Annotated in this window: 20 protein-coding genes; 11 read left to right on the top strand and 9 right to left on the bottom strand. The window is 68.7% G+C overall.

Annotation, left to right across the window (positions count from 1 at the left end; translation table 11 throughout):
• Nucleotides 1–84: 84 nt before the first annotated feature.
• On the bottom strand, nucleotides 85–360 hold the full coding sequence (locus BYZ73_RS06980) for a DUF3572 domain-containing protein (protein ID WP_112315399.1): 276 nt from the start codon (nucleotides 358–360) through the stop codon (nucleotides 85–87).
• Nucleotides 361–505: 145 nt separating this feature from the next.
• Between BYZ73_RS06980 and BYZ73_RS06975 the strand changes: the two genes are divergently transcribed.
• Nucleotides 506–1,888 (top strand): diguanylate cyclase, encoded by a 1,383-nt coding sequence (locus tag BYZ73_RS06975; protein WP_245943072.1) that lies wholly within the window; start codon nucleotides 506–508, stop codon nucleotides 1,886–1,888.
• Between the two features lie 203 nt (nucleotides 1,889–2,091).
• Here the strand turns inward: BYZ73_RS06975 and BYZ73_RS06970 are convergent, their stop codons facing one another.
• The 6 genes from BYZ73_RS06970 to BYZ73_RS06935 all read right to left on the bottom strand — a co-directional run bounded on the left by BYZ73_RS06970 (nucleotide 2,092) and on the right by BYZ73_RS06935 (nucleotide 7,505).
• Nucleotides 2,092–2,616 carry a periplasmic heavy metal sensor gene (locus BYZ73_RS06970; protein WP_158272307.1) on the bottom strand — a complete coding sequence of 175 codons (525 nt, stop codon included), beginning with the start codon at nucleotides 2,614–2,616 and terminating at the stop codon, nucleotides 2,092–2,094.
• A 2-nt stretch (nucleotides 2,617–2,618) separates the two neighbouring features.
• Nucleotides 2,619–2,987: a dihydroorotate dehydrogenase gene (locus BYZ73_RS06965; protein ID WP_146746262.1), complete on the bottom strand. Its 369-nt coding sequence runs from the start codon at nucleotides 2,985–2,987 to the stop codon at nucleotides 2,619–2,621.
• Nucleotides 2,980–3,564, bottom strand: a complete 585-nt coding sequence (locus BYZ73_RS06960; RefSeq protein WP_108024827.1) for an RNA polymerase sigma factor — start codon at nucleotides 3,562–3,564, stop codon at nucleotides 2,980–2,982. The genes BYZ73_RS06965 and BYZ73_RS06960 overlap by 8 nt, the downstream gene beginning before the upstream one ends.
• Before the next feature lie 75 nt (nucleotides 3,565–3,639).
• Nucleotides 3,640–4,533: an EF-hand domain-containing protein gene (locus tag BYZ73_RS22360; RefSeq protein ID WP_181497983.1), complete on the bottom strand. Its 894-nt coding sequence runs from the start codon at nucleotides 4,531–4,533 to the stop codon at nucleotides 3,640–3,642.
• A gap of 951 nt (nucleotides 4,534–5,484) precedes the next feature.
• Nucleotides 5,485–6,882: an NAD-dependent succinate-semialdehyde dehydrogenase gene (locus BYZ73_RS06940; protein ID WP_112315396.1), complete on the bottom strand. Its 1,398-nt coding sequence runs from the start codon at nucleotides 6,880–6,882 to the stop codon at nucleotides 5,485–5,487.
• Nucleotides 6,883–7,172: 290 nt separating this feature from the next.
• Nucleotides 7,173–7,505, bottom strand: a complete 333-nt coding sequence (locus tag BYZ73_RS06935; protein WP_342768196.1) for a hypothetical protein — start codon at nucleotides 7,503–7,505, stop codon at nucleotides 7,173–7,175.
• A gap of 945 nt (nucleotides 7,506–8,450) precedes the next feature.
• Here BYZ73_RS06935 and BYZ73_RS06925 point away from each other — a divergent pair.
• Entirely contained in the window at nucleotides 8,451–8,828 is a 378-nt protein-coding gene (locus tag BYZ73_RS06925; RefSeq protein ID WP_245943071.1) for a DUF983 domain-containing protein, read from the top strand.
• Nucleotides 8,786–9,496 (top strand): NUDIX hydrolase, encoded by a 711-nt coding sequence (locus BYZ73_RS06920; RefSeq protein ID WP_112315393.1) that lies wholly within the window; start codon nucleotides 8,786–8,788, stop codon nucleotides 9,494–9,496. Before BYZ73_RS06925 ends, BYZ73_RS06920 begins: the two co-directional genes overlap by 43 nt.
• Nucleotides 9,497–9,509: 13 nt before the next feature.
• On the opposite strand, the gene BYZ73_RS06915 is transcribed toward BYZ73_RS06920, so the two are convergent.
• Nucleotides 9,510–11,024: a carnitine 3-dehydrogenase gene (locus BYZ73_RS06915; RefSeq protein WP_245943070.1), complete on the bottom strand. Its 1,515-nt coding sequence runs from the start codon at nucleotides 11,022–11,024 to the stop codon at nucleotides 9,510–9,512.
• Between the two features lie 123 nt (nucleotides 11,025–11,147).
• Nucleotides 11,148–12,191 (bottom strand): aldo/keto reductase, encoded by a 1,044-nt coding sequence (locus tag BYZ73_RS06910; RefSeq protein ID WP_112315391.1) that lies wholly within the window; start codon nucleotides 12,189–12,191, stop codon nucleotides 11,148–11,150.
• Nucleotides 12,192–12,506: 315 nt separating this feature from the next.
• Here BYZ73_RS06910 and BYZ73_RS06905 point away from each other — a divergent pair, with 315 nt between their 5' ends.
• The 8 genes from BYZ73_RS06905 to BYZ73_RS06865 all read left to right on the top strand — a co-directional run bounded on the left by BYZ73_RS06905 (nucleotide 12,507) and on the right by BYZ73_RS06865 (nucleotide 22,191).
• On the top strand, nucleotides 12,507–13,148 hold the full coding sequence (locus BYZ73_RS06905; RefSeq protein WP_245943069.1) for an ImuA family protein: 642 nt from the start codon (nucleotides 12,507–12,509) through the stop codon (nucleotides 13,146–13,148).
• A 163-nt stretch (nucleotides 13,149–13,311) separates the two neighbouring features.
• On the top strand, nucleotides 13,312–14,067 hold the full coding sequence (locus tag BYZ73_RS06895) for an SDR family NAD(P)-dependent oxidoreductase (RefSeq protein ID WP_112315390.1): 756 nt from the start codon (nucleotides 13,312–13,314) through the stop codon (nucleotides 14,065–14,067).
• Nucleotides 14,068–14,163: 96 nt separating this feature from the next.
• Nucleotides 14,164–15,882, top strand: coding sequence for a methionine--tRNA ligase (metG, locus tag BYZ73_RS06890; protein ID WP_112315389.1), 1,719 nt, complete (start codon nucleotides 14,164–14,166; stop codon nucleotides 15,880–15,882).
• A 183-nt stretch (nucleotides 15,883–16,065) separates the two neighbouring features.
• Nucleotides 16,066–17,385 (top strand): aspartate aminotransferase family protein, encoded by a 1,320-nt coding sequence (locus BYZ73_RS06885; protein WP_112315388.1) that lies wholly within the window; start codon nucleotides 16,066–16,068, stop codon nucleotides 17,383–17,385.
• 145 nt (nucleotides 17,386–17,530) lie between these two features.
• Nucleotides 17,531–18,895: a glutamine synthetase family protein gene (locus tag BYZ73_RS06880; protein ID WP_112315387.1), complete on the top strand. Its 1,365-nt coding sequence runs from the start codon at nucleotides 17,531–17,533 to the stop codon at nucleotides 18,893–18,895.
• Between the two features lie 88 nt (nucleotides 18,896–18,983).
• Nucleotides 18,984–20,360 (top strand): aldehyde dehydrogenase family protein, encoded by a 1,377-nt coding sequence (locus BYZ73_RS06875; RefSeq protein WP_112315386.1) that lies wholly within the window; start codon nucleotides 18,984–18,986, stop codon nucleotides 20,358–20,360.
• Complete coding sequence (locus tag BYZ73_RS06870; RefSeq protein WP_112315385.1) at nucleotides 20,361–21,506, top strand: iron-containing alcohol dehydrogenase; 1,146 nt, start codon at nucleotides 20,361–20,363, stop codon at nucleotides 21,504–21,506.
• A gap of 178 nt (nucleotides 21,507–21,684) precedes the next feature.
• Nucleotides 21,685–22,191, top strand: coding sequence for a TRAP transporter small permease subunit (locus tag BYZ73_RS06865; protein ID WP_075785508.1), 507 nt, complete (start codon nucleotides 21,685–21,687; stop codon nucleotides 22,189–22,191).
• The last annotated feature ends 2 nt before the right edge of the window (nucleotides 22,192–22,193 follow it).

The raw sequence follows: 22,193 nt of genomic DNA, 5'->3' as shown, positions 1-22,193 counted from the left end.
CCTGTCTGCCCCGGCCCGTTCTGCGGGCCCAAAAGCCCGGCCGCAAGCATTTCCGGACGCAAAAGCAATGAAAAAACCCTGCCGTCAGGTCCAGTGCGGATCGGCCCCGCCCGGGAGCCCGGCGCGCGCCCTCAGCACCGCCTCGCCCGGCAGGCCGGCCGACTCGCAGAATCGCATCACCCAGGCATCGTCCAGCAAGATAAAGTCCAGAACCGACGCCAGAAAGTCGGTTTCCGACGCCCGGCTGCGCAGATCCTCCGCGCTGGCGCCGGTTGCCCCAAGGAAAACCGGCAGCAGATCGTCGTCGCCGACCAGCCAGGCCAGCGCCTCAAGCGCCACAGTCTCGGCAAAATCTTGCATGGGATCACACTCTGCAGAAGGTTAAAGGGTTTGTTAACGAATACGTCTCAAAGATGAACCCCGAAAACAGAGTAAATGGTTCCCAAACGCGAGTCCTGCGGAGAGCCTTTGCTGTGGAGAGCCAATGTCTCGCCGAATACTGATCGTGGATGACGTTGCGACCAACCGGATCGTGATGAAGGTTCGTCTTCGCAACGCTCATTACCAGGTCCTTCAGGCCAGCGACGGCCGGACGGCCCTCGAGGTGGCGCGCGCCGAACGTCCGGACCTGATCCTTCTGGACATGGGGCTGCCCGACATCGACGGAACCGATCTCTGCCGGATGCTGAAATCCGGCCGGGAGACCGCCTCGATCCCGCTGATCGTGGTGACCGCGGGCCGGGCGCCCGAAACCAAGATGCGCGCGCTGGAGGCCGGGGCCGACGAGTTCCTGTCGAAACCGCTGGACGAGATGATCCTGCTGGCCCGGGTGCGCAGCCTGTTGCGGGCCCGGGAGACCGCCGAGGAACTGGCGCTCCGGAACGGGACCGATCAGGTTCTGGGCTTCGGCGAGGCCGCGCCGGGGTTCATCCCGCCCGGGCTGGTGGCGCTGATCGCCAGCGACCCGCGCCGGGCGCGGGCCTGGCGCGCGGCGCTGGTGCCGCAGATCTCGGACAGCCTGACGGTGCTCAGCCGGGCCGAGGCGCTGAACCCGGTGCCCGGGGCGCCCAGACCCGATGTCTACGTGGTCGATGCCGATCTGTCGCCCGAGGGCGCCGGGCTGCGGCTGGTCAGCGAATTGCGCGCCCATCCCGGATCGCGCGATGCCGCGATCCTGATCGTGGTGCCGGAATCGGCGCGCGAAACCGCGGCGATGGCGCTCGATCTGGGCGCCAACGACCTGATCGCCGACCCGATGGACGCGCAGGAACTGGCGCTTCGGATCAAGATGCAGATCCGTCGCAAGACCCAGTCGGACCGGCTGCGGGCGACGCTCGAAGATGGCCTCCGGCTGGCCGTGACCGACCCGCTGACCGGGCTTTTCAACCGCCGCTACGCGCTGCCCCATCTGGCGCGGATCGCCGAACGCGCGGCCGAGACCGGGCGCAGCTTTGCGCTGATGATCCTCGACATCGACCGCTTCAAGCTGGTCAACGACCGCTATGGCCACGGCTCGGGCGACGCGGTGCTGGTCGAGGTGGCGCGGCGGCTGAAAGAGAACCTGCGCGCGATCGATCTGGTGGCCCGGATCGGCGGCGAGGAATTCCTGGTGGCCTTGCCCGAGACCGATACCGACCGCGCCTGCACCGCCGCCGAGCGGCTGCGCCAGGCGATCGAGTGCCGTCCCGTGGCGCTGCCGGGCGGGGCGGGCGAGATCCGGGTGACGATCAGCGTGGGCGTCGCGCTGGGCGATGGCCGCAGGCTGATGTCCGGCGCGCCCGATATCGACGCGCAGGTGCGCGGGCTGATGGATCAGGCCGACCGGGCGCTTTACGGCGCCAAGGCCGCCGGGCGCAACACGGTCGAGATGTCGCGAAGCGCCGCCTGAGAAAGTCCGCGCAGCACCCTCGAGTGCATCCGGGACAAGGCGATCGGGGCCGGCTGCGCGCGCAGCCGGCCCCGGGACGCATACCGACGACGCATACCGACAGGGCGGGCCCGGCCAATGCCTGGCCCCTAGACTGCGCGATCACGCTTGCTGCCGGAAGATGCCGAAACGCCCAGGCGGGCTCGGGCTTCAGGGCTCGGGGTTCACGGATCGGAGGGCGGACCGCCCCGGTCCCTGTGGTCATGGCGCGGGGGGCCGCGCCGCAGCACGGCTTCCAGCCGGTCGGCGAAGGCCGCGCGCTCGGCCTGGCTCATCGTGGCAAGCCGGTCGATCATCAGTTGCCGCACCAGATCGACATGGGACTGCACCCCCCGCTCCTGCCGGTCGAGCAGGCTCGACACCTGCGCCGCATCGAACGGCTCGGCCCGCAGCGCCGCCAGCAGGTCGCGGAAGCTTTGCCGGACCTCGCGCCGTTCCTGCCGGAAGCGCGGCGCCTCGGTGCGCAGCGCCTCGCGAATCGCCGCGCGGTCGGCCTCGTCCAGAGCCCGCCCGTAGGGACCAAGCGCCATCATCGCCCCGGGATCGTCGGGACCGCCGCCCGGCCGGTGCCCCAGCAGGGCGCCGCAGATCAGCCCCAGAAGCAGCACGTTCAGCGCCAGGCTCAGGCCCAGCGCCGGACGCAACCAGCTCCGGCGCCGCGGCGCTGCGGATGCGGCAGGATCGGACATGCTCATCCCTCCGTCAGATAGGTGTCGAGGCTTGGGACCAGGTCGTTCGGCCCATAGGCCGAGCCGAGGATCGTGGCGGTCAGCGTACCGACATCGCCCGGCCCGGCATAGCCGATCCAGAGCCCGAAGACCCCCGCGGTCGCGACCCCGGCCAGCGCAGGCCAGCCGCCGATCGCCGCGACCAGAACCGCCAGCAGCCCGCGCCGCCCCGTCTGCGCCGCAACCGGCCGCGGGGCGGCAGCCTCCGCCGCCGCGATCATCGCGTCGTCCATGATCCGCGCCATCAGCGCCGCCGAGGGCTCGGCCCGCTCGGCGCGGGCGGCCGCGAACAGCGCCTCGATCTCGTGGTCGTTCATCCTCGGGTCAGTCATCGTCGAACCCCAATTCCTCGCGCCGCCCGGCCAGAGCCTGGGCCAGCGCCCGCTTGCCCCGCGCGGTCAGGCTTTCGACCGCCTCGGTGCCGATCTCGAGAATGGCGGCGATCTCGGGATTCGAAAGCCCCTCGATATGCCTCAGGATCACCGCCTGCCGCTGCCGGTCCGGCAGCCCTGCCAGTGCTGCGTCCAGCGCCGCCACCCGCGCCGCCTGCTGCAGCCGGGTCTCGGCCCCCGGGCTGTCATCGACCGGCTCGGGCACCGCGTCGAGCGCCGCGCCCCGCCGCCGCCGCAGCCGGTCCGTGCACAGGTTGGTGACGACGCGATAGAGCCAGGTCGTCACCTTGGCCTCGCCGCTCCGCCAGTCGGGCGCGATCCGCCAGAGCCGCAGCATCGCCTCCTGCGCCACGTCCTCGGCCTCGGCGGCGTCGCGCAGAAGCCTGCGCGCATAGGCCAGAACCCAGGGCGTCAACCGCAACGTCAGCACGCGCGCGGCCCGGGCGTCGCCCCGGCCATAGGCCAGAAGCAGCGCCTCGTCCGTGTCCTGATCTGCGGCGTCGAAGGGCATGTGCATCCTGCCTCTGGCCTACTCCGTGGCACGGGGCGCGGCAAGCGGGCGGGTTCTCCCCGCCCGCACCGCGTCAGCGCCTTACTGCGCGGGGACCTGACGCTGGTCGCGCATGAAGGCGCGGAACTTTTCGAGAGCGGTCTCGAATTCCTCCTGCGTCAGCACGCCGTCGCCATCGGCGTCGATCCGGTTGAACATCATCGCCGGACCCGGCCGCTGGGCCAGTTCCTCGGGGCTGAGCAGGCCATCGCCATCGGCATCCATCATGTCGACCAGCCGCTGGGCGCGCTCGGCGCGGTCCTCGGGGCTGAGCGTCGGATCGCCGAAGCCGCCATAGCCCATCGGCCCGGTGCCCTCGAGCCCGCCGAACATGCCGTAGCCGCCGCCCATCGGCCCCGGCCCCTGCATCCCGGCACCGCGCCCGCCACAGGCCCCGGGCATGCCCATGCCTTGGCCGCCCATGCCCATGCCCGGCCCCATTCCGTGCCCCATGCCCATGCCTTGACCCATGCCGCAGCCGCCCTGCATCCCGGCGCCGCGATGCATGCCGTGATGACCGCCCTGCATGCCGTGCATGCCCGGACCGCCGCAGCCCGGACCGCCCTTGCCGCCCTGACCGCCACCCTGACCGGCTGCCCGCGCCTGGCGTCCGGCCGGGCCGAGCTTCTGCGCCTCCTCGGCCGAGATCTTGCCGTCGCCATCGGTATCCAGATCGGCAAAGCGGGCCCGTGCGCGGGCGGTGAATTCCTCAAGCGTGATCGCGCCGTCGCCGTCCGCATCCATGCGGTCGAACATCCTGCCCTGACGGCCCGCACCTGCTCCGGCTCCGGCACCAACTCCTGCTCCGGCGCCCATACCGGCGCCCGCTCCGGCCCCGGGCCCCTGTTGCGCCATCACCGGCTCGGCCAGGCCCAGAATCGCCGCCGCCCCGATCGCCAGCGCCGCGGTCGACATCTTCGTCACAGTCCATGCCATCTCGGTCTCCTTCGGTCGTTGCTTCCGGACGACCCCGTGCCGCCCGCCTTCCTCATCTCTTACGGAGCGCGCGCCGGTTTCCGTCTGCCCCGACAGGCAATTATTGTCCAAACGGGGTGAGGTGTTGTCCAGTTGCCGGGCCATTCCTGTCCCCCCCCTGACTAACCGGTTGAAATATATCAAGACGAGGACCGATCCCCTGAGGGACGGCAGCCCTCGTCTCCCGGATGCGCCGTCTGATCGCCGTCTCGTCGCGGACGGCGCCGCACGCCGTCCCTGCCCCCGCAGGCTCCCAGGGGGCAGGTCGTCCCGATCCAGCGTTCCGTCCGGAGCGGCGAGCACGTCCGGAAGAGCCTGCGGACAACTGAACGGCACAAGATGCCCGCTTGACCTTCTTTCCATGCGCCTCCGGGAAAAGAGATCCCTTGGGCACATGGTCCGCATCCCTTGTCGGCGACGGGTCGTGCGGTCGGCACCGTGCCGCCACCAATCAGATATTCGGTGCCGGTGAAGGCCGTCGCGCGGTCGGAGGCGAGGACGGCGATGAGGCTGGCGATCTCCCGGCGCTTCGTGGGCCGCCCCAAGGCTCTGTGCCAGCCTCGGCGGCCAAGCGCCCGGCCAGCCGGATCGCGGCCCTGGTCTCGATCCGGCCGGGGGCGGCCATGCGCAGCACCCGGACGCCCTTGGGCGGGACCTCCCTCCAGAGGCTCTTGCTGCAGACCCGCAGCGCGGCCTTGGCAGCGGCAGCAGGCGCTGGATCGAGAAGACATGGATCACCAAGCCCTCGCCCGGACCACGGTCCGTCCATCAGCCTCGGAGACATCCATCAGGTCTGCATGGTGGCGATACCGGGCCTTCCGGAGATCGCACAGGCCAGTATCGGCGCGGCCTGACCGACGTCGGGCGCGGGCTGCCCCCGCCACGGAGGGACGGAGGCCCCCGTCGTCTCGATCAGCCAGGCAGGGTGATCGCCTTGGCGTTGATGAACTCGGTCATGCCGAAACCGCCATGCTCGCGCCCATAGCCGCTGTCCTTCACGCCCCCGAAGGGCATTTCCGGCGTGGCGAGGTTGAAGTGGTTGATGAACACCATGCCGGTGTCGAAATGTTCTTTCGCCAGCTTCCGCGCGCGCGCCTCGTCTCGGCTGAAGATGCCGCCGCCAAGGCCGAAGCGGCTGTCATTGGCAATGCGCATGGCGTCCTCGTCGTCCCTGGCCCGGATCACCGAGGCCACGGGGCCGAAAAGTTCCTCGTCATAGGCCGGCTGGCCGGGGGCCACGTCCGTCAGGACGGTCGCCGGGTAGAAATAGCCGGTGCGCGCGGGCATCTCGCCGCCCACGGCGATCTTCGCGCCCTTCGCCACGGACTTTTCGACCTGCTCGTGCAAGGTGTCCCGCAGGTCCTTGCGGGCCATGGGGCCGAGGTCGGTCTCCTCCTCGGTGGGATCGCCCAGGGTCACATCGCCCATCGCCTTCACATAGCCCTCGACGAAGGCGTCATAGACCTTGTCAGTGACGATGAAGCGCTTGGCATTCACGCAGGTCTGGCCATTGTTGTAGATCCGGCCCGCGACGCAGGTCTTGACCGCGAGGTCGATGTCGGCGTCTTCCAGCACCAGATAGGCGTCGTTGGACCCCAGTTCCATCACCGTCTTCTTGAGGTGCTCGCCGGCCTTGGCCGCGATCTTGCGGCCGGACGCCGCGCTGCCGGTCATGGTGACGCCGCGCACGAGCCTGTGCCCGATCAGCGCGTCGGACTGGTCGTGGTCGATCAGCATGACGGTAAAGAGGTTCTTCGGCAGGCCCGCATCCTCGAAGATGTCGCGCAGCAGGAGGCCGGAGCCGGTGCAATTGCCGGCATGCTTCAGCAGGACGCCGTTGCCCGCCATCAGGTTCGCGATGGCATAGCGTACCGCCTGATAGGCCGGAAAGTTCCACGGTTGAATGCCGTAGACAACGCCGATCGGCGATTTGGCGATGACGCCCTTGCGCCCATCCTGCAGGCTGCGCTCTTCGTCTGCCAGAACCTCGGGACCGGTCTCGGCGGTCCAGTCGCAGATCGCGGCGCAAAGATCGACCTCGTCGCGGCTGTCCTGAAGCCGTTTGCCCATCTCGCGCGTCATCAGCAGGGCAAGGTCTTCCTTGCGCTCGCGCAGCTCCCGCCCGATGGCCCTGAGAACCTTGCCGCGCTCCGCGTGCGTTTCCAGCCGCCACCGATCGAAGGCGGCATGACAGGCTTCGAGCGCGGCCACCATCTCTGCGTCGGTCATCAGGGGATAGGTTTCCAGCGCCTCCTCCGTGGCCGGGTTCGTGGTGGTCAGGGCGCGGTCGGGACTGAGACCATCCTTCATGTCGTCTCCTTTCATTGTCGCTTCTGTTCCCCAACGTCCGCCTGTCGCCCCCGTTCCTTGGCAGGGGCTGACCTATGGCCCCTGTCAGGCGATCTCTCGCGATGGTGAGGACATGAGAGGCCGCGTTCGCGCTCCACAGGCGCGAGGGCGCCAAGGCGCGCGCTCCCGGACATCGGCAGCAAGCGCGCCCGGCGAGATCGGGGCCAAGCCGGGCAAGGACGAGACGGCCTGCCATGGCGGTGCCAGGCGGCCGCAGGAAACCGACCCGAAATCTGCGCAGACCGAAACGCCTAGCCCCGGCTGTCCTCGGGCGCGTCGGCGGTGTCGGGGTCGTTGTAGGCGTCGGGATTGAACTCTTCCGGATCGAACCCCTCCTGGTCCTCGCCGATTCCGGTCACGTAAGAGGTTCCCGTCTCTTCGTCGAAGACCAGGCCATAGCTCGCCCGGCCCTCCGATCTGAACCGGAGGTATTCGTGGATGCCGGCGTAGAGGAACGCCACCACGAAGGGCGACAGGATCAGGACGGCAAGCAGATGAGCGTCGATGGGAAACTCCTTGGTGGTTGATCGGCAGGATGGGCATTCGAGTCCGCGCGGCGCGGCGTTCGTGACGGCATATAGCATCAACCGGGCACGGATTCGAACACCCTGACGACGCAACGGGACCGGATCTCTGGCCGGTGCGCCCCAGTTGATGGCCGAGGCGGCCTGCCAATGTCACTCGCGCGGGCCGAGAAGATCGGGATGTTGCCCATGGGGTGCCCTGCCCCCCTGACCGAAACGGGTTTCGGCCGTGTCAGGGCGCTGGCGCCGGGGGCATGTGCGGCCCGGTCGTCCAGACCCAGCGCGCGGGCGGCCTCCAGCGCGGCGCGCAGTTCCGCGACCGTCATCGTCTCTTGCAGGGCGCTGACGCCCCGGCTTGTCCGGAGAGCCCGTTGCGCGACCGCGAGGATGAAGACCCGTATCTCCGAACGTTCCGTGACGAACGCCAAGGGCGCACAGACGAGGTTCATCGAGGTTCATCGTGGGGGCAGACATCAACAGGTGTCTGCGTGATCATGTCAGCCTCGCAGACCTTGCGGCGTCCCGGTTCGTCGCGGTCAAGGCGATGAGGGCAGTACTCGATGCCCGGGGCATTGCGCCAATCGCTTCAGATCGCGGGGGAAAACGGCTCTATTGCCGGAAGGCCGATCCCCCCGGGCCCAAGCCGCAAACTCTTGCTCGACCGGTCATCCGGGCCACCCATTCGGGCGGTTTTCTCTTCGCGCCCGGACGTTCGCTGGTCAAATACGGGTGTGTGAGGGGAACAAATCGCTGGCCGAAGATCTTCCGGAAACCCAATAAAACAAGGCCTTTCGGTGATACATCGGACGATAAGCGGGGGTCTCGACACCCGCGCCGCGCCGCGACTCGCGCCGCCCGGCCGGCATCGGACCCCGCCAGGCGCCGTTTTGCGACATCCCGCCGCAAGGACAGACGGCCATCTTTTTAACCGTTCCACGCTTGACTAGGTTCAGACCAGCACGCCCGGGGACGGCGTGCAGTTGGGACAGACGGAAACAGGACATGATGGGATCTCATGCCAGGCCCCTTGGCGCGGCCGTTCTGCGCGGCTGGTGCAAGCGCTGCCCGAATTGCGGCGCAGGCCCGATGCTGTCGGGCTATCTGACGGTGCGCGAACACTGCCCGGTCTGCATGGAGGAATTGCACCACCACCATTCCGATGACGGCCCGGCCTACCTGACGGTGCTGATCGTCGGCCTGCTGAGCGCGCCGCTGGTGGCCGGGGCGGTGACGGCGTTCCGTCCCGACCCGCTGGTGCTGACCTCGGTCTTTTCCGTTGGCTGCGTCGCGCTTGCCCTATACCTTCTGCCCCGGTTGACAGGGATAATGGTGGCGCTGCAATGGGCCAAACGGATGCACGGCTTCGGCCATCCGGCGGAATAGACGACCAACCGATCCGCGACGCGGCCACGGTGATCGTGGTGCGCGATGCCGCGACCGGGCCGCGCGTGCTGATGGGCCAGCGCGGCGAAAGCGCGGCCTTCATGCCCAACAAGGTGGTGTTTCCCGGCGGCGCGGTCGACGCGGCCGACGGGGACGTGCCGCTGGCCTGCCCGCTGTCGCCCGCCTGTGCCCGGCGGCTGACGGCCGAGGCCGATCCGGCGCTGGCCGGGGCGCTGGCGGCGGCCGCGATCCGCGAGCTCTGGGAAGAGACCGGGCTGATCCTCGGGCGCCCGGGGGCCTGGCCGGGCCCGGCGCCGAAGGGCTGGCGCGGCTTTGCCGCCTCGGGCCACCTGCCCTCGCCCGAAGGCTTTCACTTCATCTTCCGCGCGATCACCCCGCCCGGGCGGCCGCGCCGGTTCGACGCGCGGTTCTTCCTGGTCGAGGCCGAGGCGCTGGCCAGCGACCCCGACGATTTCTCGCGTGCCGAGGACGAGCTCAGCCAGTTGCAATGGATCCCGCTGGCCGAGGTGCGCCGCTTCAACCTGCCCTTCATCACCGAGGTGGTGCTGGCCGAGGTCAGCCAATTGATCCAGGGCGGCCTGCCCCCGGCCAGCGTGCCGTTCTTCGACAATCGCGACAGGGTCTCGCGGTTCCAGCGGCTGGCCTGAGCCGGCCCTTGCGTCAGACCGGTTTCTGCCCGACTGCGCGGCCGATGCCCTCGGGGCGGGGCAGGGTTGCATGGGCGCTGGCGATCTCGGACATCCGGCGCGCCACGTCCGGCCCGGGCTCCGAGGCCTGCCGGGTCTCGAGGCTGACATGCACCAGCAGCGCCTCGCCGGTGGCGATCTCGCGGCCGTCCGAGAACAGCCGGTGGAACAGATGCATCTTGCGCCCGCCCGCCGCCAGGCACAGGCTTTCGACCCGAAGCGCGTCGCCGACCCTGGCCTCGGCCAGATGGCGGATATGGGATTCGGCGGTGAAAAAGCTCGACCCGCCCGCGACATAGGCCGCGTCGCAGCCGACAAGCTCCATCATCCGGTCGGTCGCGTCGGAAAACACCTGCATGTAGCGCGGCTCGGTCATGTGGCCGTTATAGTCGGTCCAGTCCAGCGGCACGGTCCGCGCCACGGTACGGATCGGCCCGGCCACGTCGATCTCGCCGCCATCCAGCCGGGCGTCGAAGCCGCGCAGATGCGCGCCCGCGCCCCAGCCCGCCCATTTCAGCGCACGCAACACCGCGACCAGGTTCTTGTCGCGCACCTGTTCCAGCTCTTCCAGCGGCCGGTCGCCCGCCTGCGCCCCGGTCTGTTCGGCCACGGTTCGGGCCAGCGCCTCGGTCGCCTCGGGCATCTCGGTCAGATGGGTGCGCGGCAGATCGAGCCCCGGCCCGATCCGTGACACCACCTCGTCGACCCCGGCCGCGCCCCCCGCCAGCAGCGCGGATTCGAAGGGCCCCATCTGCGCCCAGTTGAGCCCGAAGCCCATCCGCACCGCATCGTCGATCTCGGCCGTGGTGGCGACCCCGTCATGCACGAGCCACAGCGCCTCGCGCCAGACCGCCTCCATCAGCCGGTCGGCGATATGGCCGTCGATCTCGCGCCGGACCGGCAGGGGCATCATGCCGATGCCGCGCAGCACCTCATGCGCGCGGTCGAGCGCCCAACCGGGCGTGTCCTCGGCCACGACCAGCTCGACCAGCGGCAGCAGGTAGACCGGGTTGAACGGATGCGCGACCAGGATCTGGCAGCGCCGGGCGCTTTGCCCGTAAAGCGCGGTCGGCGTGAAGCCCGCGGTCGAGGAGGCGATGATCGCCTCGTCGGCCGCGTGTTCCTGCACCTTCTGGTAAAGCGTGCGCTTGAGATCAAGCCGCTCGGGCACGCTTTCCTGGATCCAGTCCGCGCCCGACACCGCCTGCGAGATGGTGGCGGCATGGATCACCGCGCCCTCGGCGGGCAAGGGGCGGTCCGACAGGCCCGGCAGCGCGCGGCGGGCATTGTCCAGCACCGCAGCCACGCGCCAGGCCGCCTCGGGGTCGGGGTCGAAGACGCGCACGGTCCAGCCCATCAGCGCAAAGCGCGCGGCCCAGCCCGCGCCCGCAACCCCGGCGCCCAGTATGGCCACGGCGCCGGTCACGGTCTTCCGCCCGTCCTGGCAAGGCCCCGCCCCGGCCCGCGATCCGTCTGAACGTTCATGCATTTCCCCCATCCGCAGCGCCCATAATGTCCCCCCCGTCCGCGGGGGCAAGGGCCGAAGGGGAAGACACGCGCGATGGATGCCGGCCGTGCCAGAGATGCAACGGACCAGCGAGAGGCGACCGCGTCAGAAGGGCAGCGGATAGGCCTTGTGCATCGCCGCGATCTCGGCCTCGACCTCGGGCGACAGGGTCAGGTCGGCCGCGCCCAGCGCGATTTCCAGCTGCGCGGTCGAGGTGGCGCCGATAATCGGGATCACCGGGAAGGGACGGCTGGCCACGAAGGCGATGGCCATCTGCACCGGGTCGAGCCCATGCGCCTTGGCAATCGCCAGATAGCCCGACACCGCCTCCCAGACCCGGGGCGTGATCCGGCCGCCAAGATCGGGGCTGCGCGACCGGCGCGACCCCTCGGGCGTGACATCGCCCGCATATTTGCCGCTGAGAAGGCCCGCGGCCAGCGGGCTGTAGGCCAGCAACGTGACGTCCTCGTTGACGCCGAGTTCGGCCAGATCGGTATCATACAGCCGACAGAGCAGCGAATATTCGTTCTGAAGCGTCTCGGCCCGCGGCAGCCCCTTGTCCTCGGCCAGGCGCAGCCATTGCGCCATGCCCCAGGCGCTTTCGTTCGACAGGCCGAAATGGCGGATCTTGCCCGCCTTGACCAGCCCGCCCAGCGTCTCGAGCACCTCGTGCATATGCGCAAGCGTCGCGGCACGGTCCTGATGCGAGGGGTCGTAGCGCCAGTTTTTGCGGAAATGGTAGGACCCGCGGTTCGGCCAGTGCAGCTGGTAAAGGTCGATATAGTCGGTGCGCAGCCGCCGAAGCGACCCCTCGACCGCGGTGATCAGGGACTTGCGGCAGATCGGCTCGCCCTCGCGCACCGCCTTCAGGCCCTCGCCGGTCATCTTGGTGGCGACGATCCAGTCCTTGCGGCGGCCGGTATCCCGGAACCAGTTGCCGATGATCCTTTCGGTGCGCCCGACGGTTTCGGCCAGGACCGGCGCCACCGGATACATCTCGGCGGTGTCCATGAAATGCACGCCCGTCTCATAGGCGAGGTCGATCTGGGCATGGGCCTCGTCCTGGTCGTTCTGGCTGCCCCAGGTCATCGTCCCCAGGCACAGGCAGGACACATCCAGGCCGGTCCGGCCCAGCTTCACTTTTCGCATGGTCTTCTGTTCCTCGTTTCGGTCTGGGAGGGAGGGTATCCTGCCACCCGCCGGGTGCAAGGCGGATTTGGCGATGGACAGGCATTCCGTAGCAGTGGCGCGACGGCCCGGACGCCGGCCCGAAACCCGGCATGGGCGCAGCCGCAAGGGCATGGCCGGCACGAAAACCCCGTGCCGTCCCGGCTGAACGGACTGTCCGATGGCGTGCCTCAGGCCCGGTCCTCCCTGTTCGCGCCGTCACTCTAGCAGATCGGCCCGCTGTCATGCTGGAGAAAACGCGTTGAGAACATATAAAGAACATCATAGAGTTTCGCCATGTCAGGTTCGTCGCTTTCGCTTGCCTCCGAGCTGTTCCGCACGGGCCACTCCCGTCCGGCGCTGACCGCGCTTGGCGCGCTGTCGCTGCCGCTGGCGCGCGCCCATGAACTGACGGGATCGTCCCGCCATGCGCTGGCCTTGCTGCTGGCCGCCGCGACCGAGGGGCCGGTGCTCTGGATCGTGCCCGCCTGGGCGCCCGGACGGCTTTATCCCGACAGCGTGGCCGAATGGATCGAGCCGGGGCGGCTGATCCTGGCCACGCCCAAGCGGACCGAGGACCTGTTGTGGTGCATGGAAGAGGCGCTGCGCGCGGGCGTCGTGCCGGTGGTGGTGGCCGAACTGCCCGCGCCGCCGCCGCTGACCCCGGTCCGGCGGCTGCATCTGGCCGCCGAGACCGGCGCGGGGCTTGGCCACTGCGCGCCGCTGGGGCTGATCCTCTCGACCGGGTCGGGCGGCGCCGCCGGGGTCGAGACCCGCTGGCACATGGCCTCGCGCCACGGCCCCGGCGTCACCGCCTGGCATCTGGAACGCCGCCGCGCCCGGCTGGACCCGCCCCGCGCCTGGCGGCTGAGCCGGGACGCGGACGGCCGCCTGTCGCTGGACCCCGCCCTGCTGGAACCCGAAACCGCTGGCGCCTGACTCTGCGGATGCCTGACTCTGCTGGCGCCTGTGTCTGCTGATACCTGTGCCTGCGGATGCCTGTGCGCGCCTGTCCCCCTGCGACCCGAGCGCACCCCGGCTTGCGCCGCCCTGCCCCGGTCCCGATCTCGACCGGGGATCGCGCGCAACCGGAGGAAAGAAAATGGAAATCCGCTTCGACGGGAAAATCGCTCTGGTCACCGGCGGCAGCACCGGGATCGGCGCCGCCATCGCCTGCGAGCTGGCCGCCTCGGGGGCCACGGTCTGCCTGGCCGCGCGCACGGCCTCGAAGCTGACGCCGGTGGTCGACCGGATCGCCGCGGCGGGCGGCAAGGCCTATGCCATGCCCTGCGACGTGTCCGATCCGGGCGCCGTCGAGGCTCTGGTCGCGCGCACGGTCGAGACCACCGGCGGGCTGCATCTGCTGGTCAACAATGCCGGGATCTCGGGGCCTTCGGCCGATGCCGGGGCCTATCCGCTGGATGGTTGGCGCGAGGTCATCGACACCAACCTGAACGGCGTCTTCTATGGCCTGCGCTTCGGCCTGCCCGCGATCGAGGCCTCGGGCGGCGGCGCGGTGGTCAACATGAGCTCGATCCTCGGCAGCGTCGGCATGGCCACGGCACCCGCCTATGTGGCGGCCAAGCACGCGCTGCTGGGCCTGACGAAATCGGCGGCTCTGGCCTATGCGACGCGCGGCATCCGCATCAACGCGGTCGGCCCCGCCTTCGTCCGGACGCCGATGATCGATGACGGGCTCGACGCCGAGACCCAGGCGCGGGTGACGGCACTGCATCCGGTCGGGAGGATGGGCCGGTCGGACGAGATCTCGGGGCTGGTGGCCTTCCTTCTGTCGGACCGCGCAAGCTTCATCACCGGCAGCTATCACCTGGCCGATGGCGGCTATACCGCGCAATAGCGCTCCGAAGGCCCGGCCAGAGCCCCACGAGGCTCTGGCCCTCGGGCGCATGGCGCGATAAACGGGCCTCAAGATCCGGCAAGAAGGCAACGGCAGATGGCACGCATCCTGATCACCTCGGCGATCCCCTATATCAACGGGATCAAGCACCTGGGCAACCTCGTCGGCAGCCAGCTTCCGGCCGATCTTTACGCCCGCTACTGCCGCGCCCGCGGCCATGAGGTCATGTTCCTCTGCGCCACCGACGAACATGGCACCCCCGCCGAACTGGCCGCAGCCAAGGCCGGCAAGCCGGTCGCGGACTACTGCGCCGAGATGCACGAGGTGCAGGCCGAACTGGCGCGCGGCTTCCGGCTGTCCTTCGACCATTTCGGACGGTCCTCAAGCCCGCAGAACCACAGGCTGACCCAGTATTTCGCGGGCCGTCTGGCCGAGAACGGCCTGATCGAGGAAGTCAGCGAACGTCAGGTCTATTCCAATGCCGACGGCCGCTTCCTGCCCGACCGCTATATCGAGGGCACCTGCCCCAATTGCGGCTACGAGAAGGCCCGGGGCGATCAGTGCGAGAACTGCACCAAGCAGCTCGACCCGACCGACCTGATCGACCCGCGCTCGGCGATCTCGGGCTCGACCGATCTGGAGGTGCGCGAGACCAAGCACCTGTATCTCAAGCAGCGCTCGCTGAGGGGCGATCTCGAGGCCTGGATCGACAGCAAGACCGACTGGCCGGTCCTGACCACCTCGATCGCGAAGAAATGGCTGAACGACGGCGACGGGCTGCAGGACCGGGGCATCACGCGCGATCTGAACTGGGGCATTCCGGTCAAGAAGGGCGAGGCAGACTGGCCCGGCATGGAGGGCAAGGTCTTCTATGTCTGGTTCGACGCGCCCATCGAATATATCGCGGCCACCGCCGAATGGGCCGAGAAGGAAGGCCGCCCCGAGGCCGACTGGCGGCGCTGGTGGCGGCTGGACGAGGGCGCCGAGGACGTGCGCTATGTCCAGTTCATGGGCAAGGACAACGTGCCCTTCCATACGCTGAGCTTCCCGGCGACGATCATGGGCTCGCGCGATCCCTGGAAGCTGGTCGACTACATCAAGTCCTTCAACTACCTGAACTACGATGGCGGCCAGTTCTCGACCAGCCAGGGGCGCGGCGTCTTCATGGATCAGGCGCTGTCGATCCTTCCGGCCGATTACTGGCGCTGGTGGCTTCTGTCCCACGCCCCCGAAAGCTCGGACAGCGAATTCACCTGGGAGAATTTCCAGGCCTCGGTGAACAAGGACCTGGCCGACGTGCTGGGCAATTTCGTGAGCCGCGTGACCAAGTTCTGCCGGTCCAAGTTCGGCGAGGTGGTGCCCGAGGGCGGCAGCTACGGCGACCGCGAACAGGAACTGAACGACGATCTCTATATCCGCATCCGTGCCTATGACGCGCATATGGAGGCGATGGAGATCCGCAAGGCCGCGGCCGAGCTGCGCGCGATCTGGGTCGCGGGCAACGAATACCTGCAATCGGCCGCGCCCTGGACGGTCTACAAGGAAGACCCCGATCAGGCGGCGGCGATCATCCGCTTCTCGTTGAACCTGATCCGGCTTTACGCGGTGCTGTCCGCACCCTTCATCCCCGATGCCGCCAAGGCGATGATGGACGCGATGGGCTGCGAGGACGACACTTGGCCCGCGCAGATGACCCATGCGATGGAGCGGCTCGCCCCGGGTCAGGCCTTCACCACGCCCGAGATGCTGTTCCGCAAGATCTCGGACGAAGAGCGCGAGGACTGGCAGGCGCGCTTTGCCGGTCAGCGCGGCTGACCCCGGCCGCGCGACCCTGGGCCAGCCTCTGAAGATGGGTATTTGAGCCAAGAAGAAGGGACCGTCGGGTCCCTTTCCCCTATCGGGGCGGTTCGGCCCACTTGAGCGTTTTCAGGACGGGCGGGCTCTGGTTCAGTTCGGACAGAGGCGCCGCGCCGGGCGACTCGTCTGTCCGGAGGCCCCATGTCTCATCTCATTGCCCGTGCTCCGGGCGCGGTCCGGCCCATGGTCGGCCGCGGCGAGGGCGTCTATCTCATCGACCGGAGCGGCAAGCGCTATCTCGATGCCTCGGGCGGGGCTGCGGTCTCGTGCCTTGGCCATTCCGACCCGGCGGTCATCGCCGCGATCAAGGCCCAGCTCGACCGGGTCGCCTTCGCCCATACGGGCTTTTTCACCTCGGAGCCCGCCGAGCGGCTGGCCGATCTGCTGATCGCCCATGCGCCCGCGGGGATCGACCGGGTCTGTCTGGTCTCGGGCGGGTCCGAGGCGATGGAGGCGGCGCTGAAGCTCGCGCGGCAATACATGCTGGAGAGCGGCCAGCCGGGGCGCCACCGGGTGATCGCGCGCCGCCAGAGCTATCACGGCAATACGCTTGGCGCGCTGGCGACGGGCGGCAACGCTGGACGGCGCGCGCCCTTCGCGCCCCTGCTGGTCGAGACCACCCATATCGCGCCCTGTTATGCCTATCGCGGCCAAGCCGAGGGCGAAAGCGACGAGGCCTATGGGCTGCGCGTGGCGGGGGAGCTGGAGACCGAAATCGAGCGGCTCGGCCCCAAAACGGTGATGGCCTTCGTCGCCGAACCGGTTGTGGGCGCGACGCTGGGCGCGGTGCCTGCGGTTCCGGGCTATTTCCGCCGCATCCGCGAGATCTGCGACCGTTACGGGGTGCTGCTGATCCTTGACGAGGTGATGTGCGGCATGGGCCGGACAGGGACGCTTTTCGCCTGCGAACAGGACGGGATCGCCCCCGACATCGTCACCATCGCCAAGGGGCTGGGTGCGGGCTATCAGCCGGTGGGCGCGATGCTCTGTACCGGCCGCATCCATGACGCGATCGCGGCGGGCAGCGGCGCCTTTCAGCACGGCCACACCTATATGGGCCATCCGACCGCCGCCGCCGCGGCGCTGGCGGTGCTGACCCGGCTGACCGGGGACGGGCTGGTCGCGCGGGCGCGGCTGATGGGCGAACGGCTTGAGGCCAGCCTGCGCGCGGCCTTCGTCGAGCATCCCCATATCGGCGACATTCGCGGCCGCGGGCTTTTCCGCGGGCTCGAACTGGTCGCCGACCGCGCCGGCCGCCGCCCCTTTGCGCCCGAGCGCCGGGTTCATGCGCGGCTGAAGGACGCCGCATTCGAGGCCGGGCTGATCTGCTATCCGATGGGCGGCACGGTCGACGGGCGGCGGGGCGATCACGTGCTGCTGGCCCCGCCCTTCATCCTGGACGACACCCATATCGCGGAAATCACCGATAAGTTGAAATCGGCGCTGACAGCGGCGCTGTGACCCGCCGCGCCCGTCCCCCTGTCCCAAAGACGAGCTTGAAATCCGGCGCATTCTGATCTTCACCGGAAGGCAGAGAAAAGAACGGGATGGCAAAGCCGCCCGATAACGGACCCCGGTCCGACACCCAACGACAGGAGATCACCCGATGCCCGGCCAGATGAGTTTCGATGCGTTGAAGAGGGCCGTGGCCGAGGGCGGGATCGACACGGTTCTGGTCTGCCTGATCGACATGCAGGGCCGGCTGATGGGCAAGCGCTTCGTCGCGCAGCATTTCGTCGACAGCGCCTGGGAAGAAACCCATTGCTGCAACTACCTGCTGGCCACCGATCTGGAAATGGCAACGCCCGACGGCTATGCCTCGACCTCCTGGCGCGCGGGCTACGGCGATTATGTGATGAAGCCCGACCTCGAAACGATCCGCCCGGTGCCCTGGCTGGAGGGAACGGCGCTGGTGCTGTGCGACCTGCTCGACCATCACAGCCACGACCCCGTGCCCCATGCCCCCCGCCAGGTGCTGAAGGCGCAGGTCGCGCGGGCCGAGGCGATGGGCCTGACCCCGATCATGGCGACCGAGCTTGAATTCTTCCTCTTCGAGAAGAGCCTGCGCGAGATCGCCGCCTCGGGCTTTCGCGACCTGACCCCGATCAGCGCCTATAACGAGGACTACAACATCTTCCAGACCACCAAGGAAGAGGCGGTGATGCGGCCCCTGCGCAACCATCTCTGGGCCGCGGGCATTCCGGTCGAGAATTCGAAGGGCGAGGCCGAGGCCGGGCAGGAAGAGCTGAACATCAAATACGGCCCGGCCCTGCTGGCGGCCGATTACCACACCATCGCCAAGCACGCGACCAAGGAGATCGCCTGGGCCCAGGGCCATGCCGCGACCTTCCTGCCGAAATGGCACAAGGACCGGGTCGGCAGCGCCGCCCATGTGCACCAGTCGCTGTGGAAGGACGGCCGGAACGCGTTTTTCGAGAAGGGCGCCGATCACGGCATGTCCGAGTTGATGCGCCAGTACGTGGCGGGCCAGATCAAATATGCCGCCGATCTGACCGTGTTCCTCGCGCCCTACGTCAACAGTTACAAGCGCTTCGTCAAGGGCACCTTCGCGCCGACGAAGACGGTCTGGTCGGTCGACAACCGCACCGCCGGGTTCCGTCTGTGCGGCGAGAACACCCCGGGCGTGCGGATCGAATGCCGGATCGCCGGGTCCGACATCAACCCCTATCTGGCGCTGGCAGCCCTGCTGGCCGCCGGGCTCAGGGGCATCGAGGAAAAGCTGGACCTGGCCCCGCCGACCCGGGGCGACATCTACGAAAGCGCCGACGTGCCGGAAATTCCGCGCACCCTGCGCGAGGCGACGGAAACGCTCCGGTCCTCGGCCATGCTGCGCGCGGCGATGGGCGATTTCGTCGTCGATCACTACACCCGTGCCGCCGAGGTCGAACAGGAAGCCTTCGACCTAGCGGTGACCGACTGGGAACTCGCCCGCGGCTTCGAGCGCGCCTGATGCGCCCGGACCGCCTCCAACGAAGATCGGCCCTTGGCGCGGACAGGCGCCGCACGGGCCCGGACCTTTCACAACGGAAGACCCTCCGATGACCACATTGACCTGTATCTCTCCCATCGACGGCTCGGTCCTGGCCGAACGCGAGGCGCTCGCGCCCGAGGCCGCCCGCGCCGCCGTGGCGCGCGCCCGCGCGGCACAGGCCGCCTGGGCCGCACGGCCGCTGGCCGAACGGATCGAGCTGGTGCTGAAAGGCGTCGCCAATGTCGGCGCGATGAACGACGCCATCGTGCCCGAACTCGCGCGCCAGATGGGCCGCCCGGTCCGCTATGGCGGCGAATTCCGCGGCTTCGAGGAACGCGCGAAATACATGGCCCAGATCGCCGAGACGGCGCTGGCCCCGATCGAGGCCGAGGACAGCGGCAGCTTCAAGCGCTATGTCGCCCGCGATCCGCATGGCGTGGTGCTGGTGATCGCGCCCTGGAACTATCCCTACATGACCGCGATCAACACCGTCGCGCCTGCGTTGATCGCGGGCAACACGGTGATGCTGAAACACGCGACCCAGACGCTTCTGGTGGGCGAACGGATGGCGCGCGCCTTCCACGAGGCGGGCGTGCCCGACGACGTGTTCATGAACGTCTTCCTCGATCACGACATCACCTCGGCGCTGATCGCCGAACGCGCCTTCGGCTTCGTCAACTTCACCGGCTCGGTCGGCGGCGGGCGCGCCATCGAGCGCGCGGCGGCCGGCACCTTCACGCCGCTGGGGCTCGAACTCGGCGGCAAGGACCCGGGCTACGTGATGGAGGACTGCAATCTCGACATGGCGGTCGAGGTGCTGATCGACGGGGCGATGTACAATTCGGGCCAGTGCTGCTGCGGGATCGAGCGGATCTACGTGGCCGAAAGCCTTTACGACAGCTTCGTCGAGAAGGCCGTGAAACTGGTCGAGGGCTACCGGCTGGGCGACCCGCTCGACCCCGAGACCACCATCGGCCCGATGGCGCAGGCGCGCTTTGCCGATCTCGTGCGCGCCCAGACCGCCGAGGCCGTGGCCGCGGGCGCCAGGGCGATGATCGACCCCGCGCTCTTCCCGCAGGATGGCGGTACCTACCTCATGCCGCAGATCCTGACCGGCGTGACCCACGAGATGCGGGTGATGCGCGAGGAAAGCTTCGGCCCCGTCGTCGGCATCATGCCGGTGAAGGACGACGACGAGGCCATCCGGCTGATGAACGACAGCGATTACGGGCTGACCTGTTCGCTCTGGACCAATGATGTGGCGCGGGCCGAGCGGATCGGCCGGCAGATCGAGACCGGCACCGTCTTCCTGAACCGGGCCGACTATCTCGACCCGGCGCTCTGCTGGACCGGCTGCAAGGATACCGGCCGGGGTGGCGGGCTGTCGGTGATCGGTTTCCACAACCTGACCCGTCCGAAATCCTATCACCTGAGGAAACTCTGAATGACGCCGAACGCCAACTGGTCCTATCCCACCGCCATCCGCTTCGGCGCAGGCCGCATCGCGGAACTGCCCGCGGCCTGTGCCGCGGCGGGGCTGACCCGGCCGCTTCTGGTGACCGACAAGGGGCTCGCGGGGCTGCCGATCACCGCCCGCGCGCTGGACATCCTCGACGCCGCGGGGCTCGGCCGCGCGGTCTTTGCCGAGGTCGACGCGAACCCGACCGAGCTGAATCTCGCGCTCGGGCTCGAGGCCTACCGGGCCGGGGGTCATGACGGGGTGATCGCCTTCGGCGGCGGCTCGGGGCTCGATCTGGGCAAGATGGTCGCGTTCATGGCGGGCCAGACCCGCCCGGTCTGGGATTTCGAGGATATCGGCGACTGGTGGACCCGCGCCGATGCCGATGCCATCGCCCCCATCGTGGCGGTGCCGACCACCGCGGGCACCGGGTCCGAGGTCGGCCGCGCCAGCGTGCTGACCAATTCCGAAACCCATGAGAAGAAGATCATCTTCCACCCGAAGGTGCTGCCCGGCGTCGTGATCTGCGACCCGGAACTGACCGTCGGCATGCCGAAAGCGATCACCGCGGGCACCGGCATGGATGCCTTCGCCCATTGCCTCGAGGCCTATTGCTCGCCGCATTACCACCCGATGTCCCAGGGCATCGCGCTGGAAGGGCTCCGGCTCGTGACCGAGTACCTGCCCCGCGCCTATGCCGACGGCACCGATCTGGAGGCCCGCGCCCAGATGATGTCGGCGGCGATGATGGGCGCGGTCGCCTTCCAGAAGGGGCTGGGCGCGATCCATGCGATCTCGCATCCCATAGGCGCCGTGCACAACACCCATCACGGCACCACCAACGCCACCGTGATGCAGCCGGTGCTGCGGATGAACCGCCCCGCCATCGAGGACCGTCTGGGCCGCGCCGCCGCCTATCTGGGCATTGGCCACGATTTCGACGCCTTCTATGCGCTGGTCGGCCGTCTGAATGCCGAACTGGGCATCCCCGCCAGCCTGACCGCGCTGGGGGTCACCGACCCCGATCTCGACGCGCTGACGGCCTCGGCGCTCAGGGACCCCTCGACCGGCGGCAATCCGGTCGAGATGACGGCCGAGAACACGCGCCGTCTGTTGGAGGATTGCCTCTGAAACGGGCAGACGCGCCCTGAAAGAGACCGGCGGGCGGCGCGAGCCCGGCCGCCGGAGACCAGGAATGGACCCCAAAGCGCACGCGGGACAACACTCGCGGCAGGATGACGGGGCAACAGGGAAATGGTGACGGCATGACTGCCACAAGGATCGGCGCGCCCGCGCGAAAGGCGGCGCCATGACCGGGTTCATGCGCGGCTATGTGCGCACGGTCGACGGGGTCAATTATCACATCGGCCGGGTGATGATGTACGGGATCTTCGTGATGATGGGGATCCTGCTGTGGTCCTCGATCTCGAAGACCTTCTTCCTGCCCTCGCTCTGGACGCTGGAAATGGCCCAGTTCGCGATGGTCGCCTATTACATCATGGGCGGGCCCTATTCGATCCAGCTGGGGTCGAACGTGCGGATGGACCTGTTCTACGGCCGCTGGTCGGTGCAGACGCGGGCCTGGGTCGACAGCTTTACCGTGCTCTTCCTGATCTTCTTCCTGGGCGTGCTGCTTTATGGCGGCATCGACAGCCTGATCTACGCGATCCAGTACAACGAGCGCAGCCCGACCGCCTGGCGCCCGGTGCTCTGGCCGATCAAGTCGGTCATGTGCCTCGGCCTCTTCCTGATGATCCTGCAGGCCGTCTCCGAGCTCTTCAAGGACATCGCCCATATCCGCGGCGAGGAGCTTTAGCC

The organism is Rhodovulum viride (assembly GCF_003265965.1).
Taxonomy (GTDB): Bacteria; Pseudomonadota; Alphaproteobacteria; order Rhodobacterales; family Rhodobacteraceae; genus Rhodovulum; species Rhodovulum kholense.
This window is presented reverse-complemented; position numbering and strand designations above follow the sequence as displayed.